Here is a 7883-nt window from a genome sequence, read left to right on the forward strand (position 1 = left end):
AAGACGGCCATCCGCGCCGCGGTCGGCCTGACCGCCTCCGTCGGCATCGCCCCGAACCGGCTGGTGGCCAAGATCGCCTCGGACTTCGGCAAGCCGGACGGGCTGGTCGTGGTGCCCTCGGAACGGGTGCTGGACTTTCTGGGCGGGCAGCCGGTCGGCGTCCTGCGCGGGGTCGGCAGCCGGATCCTGCCAATCCTCAAGCGGCCGGGCCTGCGTACCGTCGCGGACCTGCGCGGGTTGTCGGTTACCCAGCTTCAGGCCAATTTGGGACCCCGCGCCGCCATCAACCTTACCGTGAAAGTCGCGCCGGGAGCGCGCTCCACTTCTCCCTCCCCTATTGGGGGAGGGCCGGGGAGGGGAACGGCCAAGGCGCCCGCCACTTTCATCTTCCGGGGTGGCGCGGGCGCCATGGCCGTTACCAGCAGGCGCGGGGCATCGCCTCCGACCGGGTCGGCGAGCGCGCCGCCCGCCAGTCACTCTCCAAAGAGACCACCTTCGGCGTCGACGTGACCGATCCTGGCGTGCTGCGCGACACCCTGCGTGAACTGGCGGCCGAGGTCGCCGCTACGGCCCGCCAGGAGGGGATCGCGGGGCGTACCGTGACGCTGAAGATCCGCTTCTGCGGCTTCGAGACCCACACCCGGCAGCGGCGGCTCCCGCGGCACAGCGACGACGCCCGTACCCTGTTCGCCGCCGCCTGGTCGCTGTTCGAGGCCGGTCACTGGCACGGCAAGCCCGTGCGCCTGATCGGCCTGGGGATTGCCGATCTGGGGGCCCCGGAGCCGGTCCAACCGGATCTCTTCGACAGCGCGGCCGAGCGCCCCACGGACAGCGAGCGGGAGCGGCGTCTCACGGTCGCGGTCGACCGTATCAACGCCCGCTTTGGCGCCGGCGCCCTGCACCGGGGGGTGTCCCTCACGGACCCTGTGGACCCGGTCCACAGCCTGGACGAAACACCAGCGGGCACGAAATAACCCCGCGTCAAGATTGATTTTGCGGGCGCCTTCTCAGACACTTGCCGCCCAAGCAGAGGCTTGGATCGCGGGACCTGTGTGCCTCGCGCTTTGAGTCTATTTCTGCGCACGATGACGGGAGTGAGAGGATGACCTTGACCAAAGCCGACATGGCAGACCACTTGTTCGAGGAGCTTGGGCTCAACAAACGCGAGGCCAAAGACCTCGTCAACAGCTTCTTCGAGGAAATCCGCAAGACCCTGGAGCGCGGCCACGAACTCAAGCTGTCCGGATTCGGCAACTTCGAACTGCGCGAGAAGAAAGCGCGCCCGGGGCGCAATCCGAAGACCGGGGTGGAGGTCCAGATCACCGCCCTCCGGGTCGTGACGTTCCGGCCGGGGCAGAAGCTCAAGGCGCGGATGGAGGCCATTGGCGGGCATGCGCTGGCTGGGGCCGAACCATCGTCCGACACGAACGACAAGTCGTGAAAACTGAGCCGCGTCGAGGTGCCTGGGCCGCACCCAAGACCCTGTCGATACATCATTTAGGCCACAAACATCAGTCCAAGGGGGTTCGGGCTGCCAATTGGCGGCTCATGGCGCGCGTGTTGGGTCTGGGCCTGGCCTTGATTGCCGGCGGCTGGCTGTTGGCGAGTTTCATCACCGAAGACCAGCCCAATACCGCCGTGAGCCTCGACGCCCAGGATGAGCGAACCGCGCCCGCCGGTCCTGCCCACTGGTCCGATCTGGTGCCGGCTGAGCAGCCCCCTGTGCAGCCCGTTGTGAAGGCTGCACCGTGACCGCCTCGGGCCTGTTTCGCCACGGGGTTCCGGCTTGAGTCCGATGTCGACCTGATCCACGGTAGGAACTGGCCGGAGTCGGGGCGCCAGCTTCGGCCCGGAAACCGGGGCGCCTTGGCCGGCCCGTCCCGCCGCGGTTGACTCCATTCGGGTCGGGCGTAGACTGCTGGCGATGTCACATCCCAATACCCTTCTGTGGCGACTGGTTACGACTCCGTATCGGCCGCAGCCGCTCCTGCGCACCTTTCTGTCCCGCGCACAGGTGCAGGCAAACCCCGCCGCCCAAGTAACGGTGGCGGTCCTGGACGCCGCCGAGAGCGAACAGGTGTTCGGCGTGCCGCTGGCCCGGCGGGGCATTCAACCCGTCTATCTGCGGGTCGAGAATCGCGGCACCCTGCCGCTGCGTCTGCATCTGCTGGGCATCAGTCCCAACTACTTCACGCCGTTGGAAGCCGCCGGGGTGAATCACTTTTCGATCACCAAGCGGTTGTCCGCGTTCGGGCTCGTCGGCTGGCTCTTCCTGCCACTGTTGGTCCTCCTGCCACTGAAGCTGATCACCGCCCAGCGGGCCAACCGCCGGATGGACGATTGCTTTCATTCGCAAGCCTTTCGCTTGCGGCCGATTCCGCCCGGGGAAGCGGCGGAAGGGTTCGTGTTCACGCCATTGGACTTGGGCACCAAGATCGTTCACGTCGACCTGCACGCGACGGGAGAAACGCTCGCTGCCGCGGTGCAGGGACTCGCGGCCAGGGGCGCGGCGGCAGGTCGGGGCGATCCGCCGCTGGCGCCGGCGCCGGCGGCGGTCGGTTTCACCTTCTCGATGGCGGTGCCCGGTATCGCCGCCGACTATCTGCGCCGCGACTTTACCGCGATCAACCCGCCGGGGTCACTCATCGACTGCGATGTACCCACCCTGGTAAAGCGCCTGGCGGCGTTGCCGGCCACCACCACCAACCGCGCCGAGACGCGCACCGGCGACCCGGTGAACCTGGTGGTCATCGGGGAGTTCGCCACCCTGCTCAGTGCGCTGGCGGCCCGGTGGGACGAGAGCGAGAGCATCACACTCGCCACCTGCTGGAAGACCGCCCGCGCCTTCCTGCTCGGCGCTCAGTATCGCTATTCGCCGGTCAGCCCGCTGTACCTCTTCGGTCGCAGCCAGGACGTCGCCTTGCAGCGCAGCCGCCAGTCGATCAACGAACGACTGCACCTGCGCTTGTGGCTGACCCCGCTGCAATTTCAGGGGCAGAGCGTCTGGGTGGGGCAGATCAGCCGCGATATCGGCGTGCGCATGACGACCAGGGCCTGGAACCTCACCACGCATCGCATCGATCCCGACGTGGATGAGTCGCGCGACTACCTGGTCGAAGACCTGATCGCGGCCGAACGGATCGTTGTGGCCGGCTATGTCGATGGCGTCGGTGCCTGCGATGGCGCAGCACCCCGGCACAACCTGACCGGCGATCCGTACTTCACCGACGGCAAGCGGGCCGCGCTCCTGCTGTCGACCAGTCGCACCGCACCGCGGTTTGTCGCCTGGGTCTGATCGGTGCTGCTGGGTACCGGCGAGTGCGCGCGCCGTGCCTTCGTTGGCGAGAGATCCAGGATTGCCGCTAGCCAACGTTCATGAGCGGTATGCGACTTGACGACTAAACTGTTGCCAACGCAAAGTCTCCCCTTTGCCTCTGGTTGGCTTTGAGGAGATCAAAGACGGTGCTTGACCCCCGCATTTTTGAGGACCTTCAGACGACCCGAACGCGCCTGCTGGAGCAAGGGGCGCTGCTGACCAAGGACGCGCTGAACGCCTGTTATGACCTGTTCCGTCGGCGCTTCGGCCCGGAGGTGCTCGCCGGTTTGGATGGCGAGGAACTGCTCAACCTGATGCACCTTCATGGAAACCACGACAGCCTGGTGTACTGGCTCGAGTTCAAGGACGACGAGGAATTTCCGGTCCGATTCGGTAGCATCGCCGGCGGCAGCGCGCTCAAGTTCGGTCTCTACCGCAGGAATGAGACCGGCGAATGGATGACCGGTGCCCCCACCCAGCAGCGGAAAATCGAGATCGGAGAGGCAGTCTCGATAGCCCGCCGCCATCGTGACCAACTCATCGCCGGTGCGAGACTGCTTGAGGTCCTACCGGCCGTGGGAACACCCGCCGACTACGCGGAGCTACAGCGGCGGATGGATGAGGTCGCCCCGGACGTGAGCCGCCTGGCCTGGGGCCACAAGTACCTGAGCCTGCTCTATCCCGAACGGCTGGACGACTACCACTCCGAAGGGCATCAGCGGTTTCACCTGATCAAGCTCTTGCAGACGCCGCCGGAGCAATCCGGCCGCTATGTGGTCGCTGAGCCTTTCACGGCGATAGCGCGCGAACTCGACTGGCCTATGAACCACCTCACGACGGTGTTGAACGAGCGCAATGGTGGCCGTCCCTATCGGGTCTGGCGCATCGGCACCGTCGTGTATGACGATACGGATATTTGGCCTTTGATGCGCGATCGTCCGGTGGTCGCGATCGGCTGGCATGAGCTCGGCGATTTGGGTTGGCTGGATGACTCGGCCGAAGGTCTAGATCGTCTCAAACAGAGGCTACGGGATGCCAACTACCCGCAGCCCAACCAAGCGGGGGTTGCCTCCCGTAAGGCAGGCGAGATCCGCAACTTTGTCCGCACCATCGCGACGGGGGATCTGGTGGTCGCCTGCAACGGACAAACCGTACGCGGCATCGGGCGCGTGACCACGGACGCTTATCGGTACGATCCGTCACCCGAACCGCTGGCCCCCCATCATCGGGCGGTGCAGTGGCTGGACATCGCGGACTGGCAACTCCCCATCTTCGAGGGGCCGCACACTACGGTGTTTCGGCTGCGCAAGTACCCAGAGAACCTCGTGGCCATCGAAAACCGACTGCTCGATGCGGTGCCCCCACCCCATCCCGTGCCCGAACCGCTCCAGATGCTCTTGCTCGATGGTATTTCCGGTGAACTTCAGGCAATCCTGGAGCGCAAAGGGCAAGTGATTCTCTACGGCCCGCCCGGCACCGGCAAGACCTGGCACGCCCGCCAGACCGTCCAGGACTTGGCGGCGATCAAAGCGTTCGTTAAGCGTTATGCGGACCTTGACCCGCCGCAGCAGGCCGAGGTAGACGGTGATCGGGCAAAGCCGGGCCTGGTGCGGGTCTGCACCTTCCACCCCGCCTATGGTTACGAGGACTTCCTCGAAGGCTACCGCCCCACCACCGGCAACGACGGGCAACTGAGCTTCGAGCGTCGTGACGGGATCTTCAAGCGTCTGTGCACCGATGCCGCGGGGCGCCCGGATCGCCACTTCTACCTGCTGATCGACGAGATCAACCGCGGTGACATCCCGCGTATCTTCGGCGAGTTGCTGACCCTCTTGGAGAAGGACAAGCGCGGCCAAGCGGTGCATCTGCCGCTCTCCGGCGAGCCCTTCACGGTGCCGGCCAACGTCTTCGTGATTGGCACCATGAACACGGCCGACCGTTCCATCGCCCTGCTCGACACGGCATTGCGGCGCCGCTTCGGCTTCCGGGAGCTAATGCCGGATACCAGCCTGCTCGTCGGCAAAGTGGTTGCGGGGAGCATCCCGTTGGACGGTTGGCTGACCGCGCTCAACCTCCGCATCCTGGAGCACATCGGGCGGGATGCCCGCAACCTCCAGATCGGGCACGCCTATCTCTTGGACGGCGGCCAGGCCATCACGGACTTCAGCCGCTTCGTGCGGGTGCTGGCCGAGGACATCGTGCCCCTGCTGGAAGAATACTGTTACGAGGACTACGACACCCTGAGGGAGATCCTCGGCGCCGGTCTGGTGGACCAGCAGCGCCGCCGCATCCGCCGCGAACTGTTCGACCCGAACCGCCGCGACGAACTGATCCAGGCCCTCTTGGCGCCGACGCCGGACCTTGCGACGACGGCCGGAATGACCGAGCAGGAGCCACCGGTCGACGCGTCGATTGATGACGAGGAGGACAACGGCGGCGAGGAGGCAGCGGATGGACCCCCGGCATGAACCTGGACGCCGTGACACTGCGCGAGTGGGAGACCGCGACACCGGATCACTGGCCGGTGTTGGCGGGCCGGCGACTGGCGCGGCAGGGATCGGCGACGCGCGTGGCGAAGGCCCTGTCGGACAGCGGTCGCCTGGAGGTACTGGAGCTTGCCCAGGGGTTGGAACTGCGCGCCACCTCCTGGGTCGGGCGAGTGACCCTGGACGGACTGACGATCACCATCCGGCCCAAGATCCCGGACCTGCCGCTACTCAACCTGATACGGTATGCCTACGGCTTGCGCGACCTGCGTCTGATCGGTGCCGCACGCTTCGCCACCGAGCCCCAGTCGTTTCAAGACCTTCTGATCGTCCAATTGGTCGCGGAGGTTTCGGAGCTTCTCCCCCGGGGACTGCACCGCGACTACCGACGGATCGGGGCCATGCTGGAGAGCCCGCGGGGACGGATCGATTTCGTCCGCTATGCCGCCTCCGGCAGCGCACACGCCGCCCTGCCCTGCGTACATCACCCCCGCAGCGAGGACACACCCCTGAATCAGGCACTGCTCGCCGGCCTCCGGCTGGCAGCGGTGGCGACCCGTGACTTGGAGTTACGCGCGCGTCTGCGGCGGCTCTCGGCCCAGATCGATCTGGGCGTACCCCCAACAGACATCGACCCCGTCACCCTGGCGCGGGTGTCCCAAAGTATTGATCGGAGGACCTCGCACTACCGACCGGCCCTGACCCTGATCGACCTGCTCCTGCGCGGAGAGTCCCTGTCGCTCGCGGACGCCGCCCCGGGCCTGTGTCTGGACGGCTTTCTCTTCGACATGAACGCCTTCTTTCAAGCCCTGCTCTCGCGCTTCTTACGGGAGCACCTTGAAAACGTAGACTTGCTGGACGAGTACCGGCTGTGCGGAGTGTTCTACTACGACCCCCGGCACAACCCGCAGGGCCGTCGCGGCCCGGTACCCCGACCGGACTTTGTGGTCCGTCGAGGCCAGCGGACGCTGGCGATTCTCGATGCCAAGTATCGGGACCTGTGGACGCGGAGCCTGCCGCGGGAGATGCTCTATCAACTGGCGATCTACGCCTTGACGCAGCCGCATGAGGCGTCTTCCGCCATCATTCTGTATCCGACCCTGGTCGCTGCCGCCTGCGATCAGGTGGTGGCCTTCCGGGATGTGTTGGGTGGTACGACCAAGGCGCGGGTGACTCTGCGGCCCGTGCATCTCCAAGTCCTTGATGAGCTGCTGCATGTGGGATCCGGAGTCGAAGCGAAGCGCCAGCGTCAGGCATTGGCGTCGCGGCTGATAGGGATCAAGTGCGCCTGAGCGTGGAACCGACGCTCACTTCCACAAGGTCTTGGGGATCGAATCACACGGGCTTGAACGTCGATGCACCTCATTCTATCAACAGACCCGGGAGGTTCTCTGCTCTGCGCGGCCCGGCGCGTCCTGTCCCGTCGCGTTACCCCGATGCGCGGACCTGCGATTGCGTGGGCAGCCTGCATAACCCTATTCCCGGTCCTGCTGGTCGCCCCGCTGCTGGCCTGGGGCAACCCGGTCAACACCGAGAACGTGACCGCGCGCCTCTTGGCGGAGCACAATCCAGCGGTGCCCGGGCAGCCGGCGGAACTGCTGCTGTCCCTGGAGATCCGGCCCGGCTGGCACACCTATTGGCGCAATCCGGGCGATTCCGGCGAGGCCCCGGGGATCGACTGGACCCTGCCGTCGGGCGTGAGCGCCGGCCCGCTGCAGTTCCCCGCCCCCGAACTGATCCGGGTCGGTCCGCTGGCGAACTTCGGCTACTCGGGCCGCGCCCTGCACCCGGTGAGCCTTGCGATCCCGGCGGACTGGCCGGTTGGGGAGCCGATTGCGGTGCGGGCACGGGCCCATTGGCTGGTGTGCGAGGAGCACTGCGTCCCAGAGTCCGCGTCCCTGGAACTGACCCTGCGCACCGCCGCTACGGCAGGTCCGACCGACCCGCAGGCCGCGGAGGCATTCGAGAAGGCGCACGCCGGGCTACCCCAGGGCAGGCTCAACGGCGCGACGCTGGCCCAGTCCCCGAGCGGGCTGCGGCTGTCGGTCCCCGTGGCCGGACTGGGACCGACAGCCAGATCG

At 66.5% G+C, this 7883-nt stretch carries 7 protein-coding genes and 1 pseudogene; all 8 read left to right on the forward strand.

Going from position 1 to position 7883, the window contains the following annotated elements; all coding sequences use genetic code 11:
• Positions 1–510 (forward strand): annotated as a pseudogene (locus tag QZY44_RS06030) (hypothetical protein); the annotation flags it as partial.
• Positions 507–974 carry a hypothetical protein gene (locus tag QZY44_RS06035; RefSeq protein WP_295443642.1) on the forward strand — a complete coding sequence of 156 codons (468 nt, stop codon included), beginning with the start codon at positions 507–509 and terminating at the stop codon, positions 972–974. The pseudogene QZY44_RS06030 and the gene QZY44_RS06035, both read left to right, overlap by 4 nt.
• A 128-nt stretch (positions 975–1102) precedes the next feature.
• Positions 1103–1441 (forward strand): integration host factor subunit alpha, encoded by a 339-nt coding sequence (locus QZY44_RS06040; protein WP_295443643.1) that lies wholly within the window; start codon positions 1103–1105, stop codon positions 1439–1441.
• Positions 1438–1752, forward strand: a complete 315-nt coding sequence (locus tag QZY44_RS06045; protein ID WP_295443645.1) for a hypothetical protein — start codon at positions 1438–1440, stop codon at positions 1750–1752. The genes QZY44_RS06040 and QZY44_RS06045 overlap by 4 nt, the downstream gene beginning before the upstream one ends.
• 172 nt (positions 1753–1924) lie before the next feature.
• Positions 1925–3295: an LssY C-terminal domain-containing protein gene (locus QZY44_RS06050; protein WP_295443647.1), complete on the forward strand. Its 1371-nt coding sequence runs from the start codon at positions 1925–1927 to the stop codon at positions 3293–3295.
• A gap of 167 nt (positions 3296–3462) precedes the next feature.
• Positions 3463–5784, forward strand: coding sequence for an AAA family ATPase (locus QZY44_RS06055; protein WP_295443649.1), 2322 nt, complete (start codon positions 3463–3465; stop codon positions 5782–5784).
• Entirely contained in the window at positions 5781–7094 is a 1314-nt protein-coding gene (locus QZY44_RS06060) for a hypothetical protein (protein ID WP_295443651.1), read from the forward strand. Before QZY44_RS06055 ends, QZY44_RS06060 begins: the two co-directional genes overlap by 4 nt.
• Before the next feature lie 144 nt (positions 7095–7238).
• Positions 7239–7883: protein-disulfide reductase DsbD domain-containing protein (locus QZY44_RS06065; protein WP_295443653.1), on the forward strand; the 645-nt coding region annotated here is incomplete at its 3' end.

The sequence above is a fragment of the uncultured Thiodictyon sp. genome, assembly GCA_903837595.1.
Lineage (GTDB): Bacteria > Pseudomonadota > Gammaproteobacteria > Chromatiales > Chromatiaceae > Thiodictyon.

What these genes read in the sequence shown, in the direction of transcription:
- QZY44_RS06040 (WP_295443643.1), top strand. Translation starts at nt 1,103, where the DNA reads ATGACCTTGACCAAAGCCGACATGGCAGACCACTTGTTCGAGGAGCTT.
- QZY44_RS06050 (WP_295443647.1), top strand. Translation starts at nt 1,925, where the DNA reads ATGTCACATCCCAATACCCTTCTGTGGCGACTGGTTACGACTCCGTAT.
- QZY44_RS06060 (WP_295443651.1), top strand. Translation starts at nt 5,781, where the DNA reads ATGAACCTGGACGCCGTGACACTGCGCGAGTGGGAGACCGCGACACCG.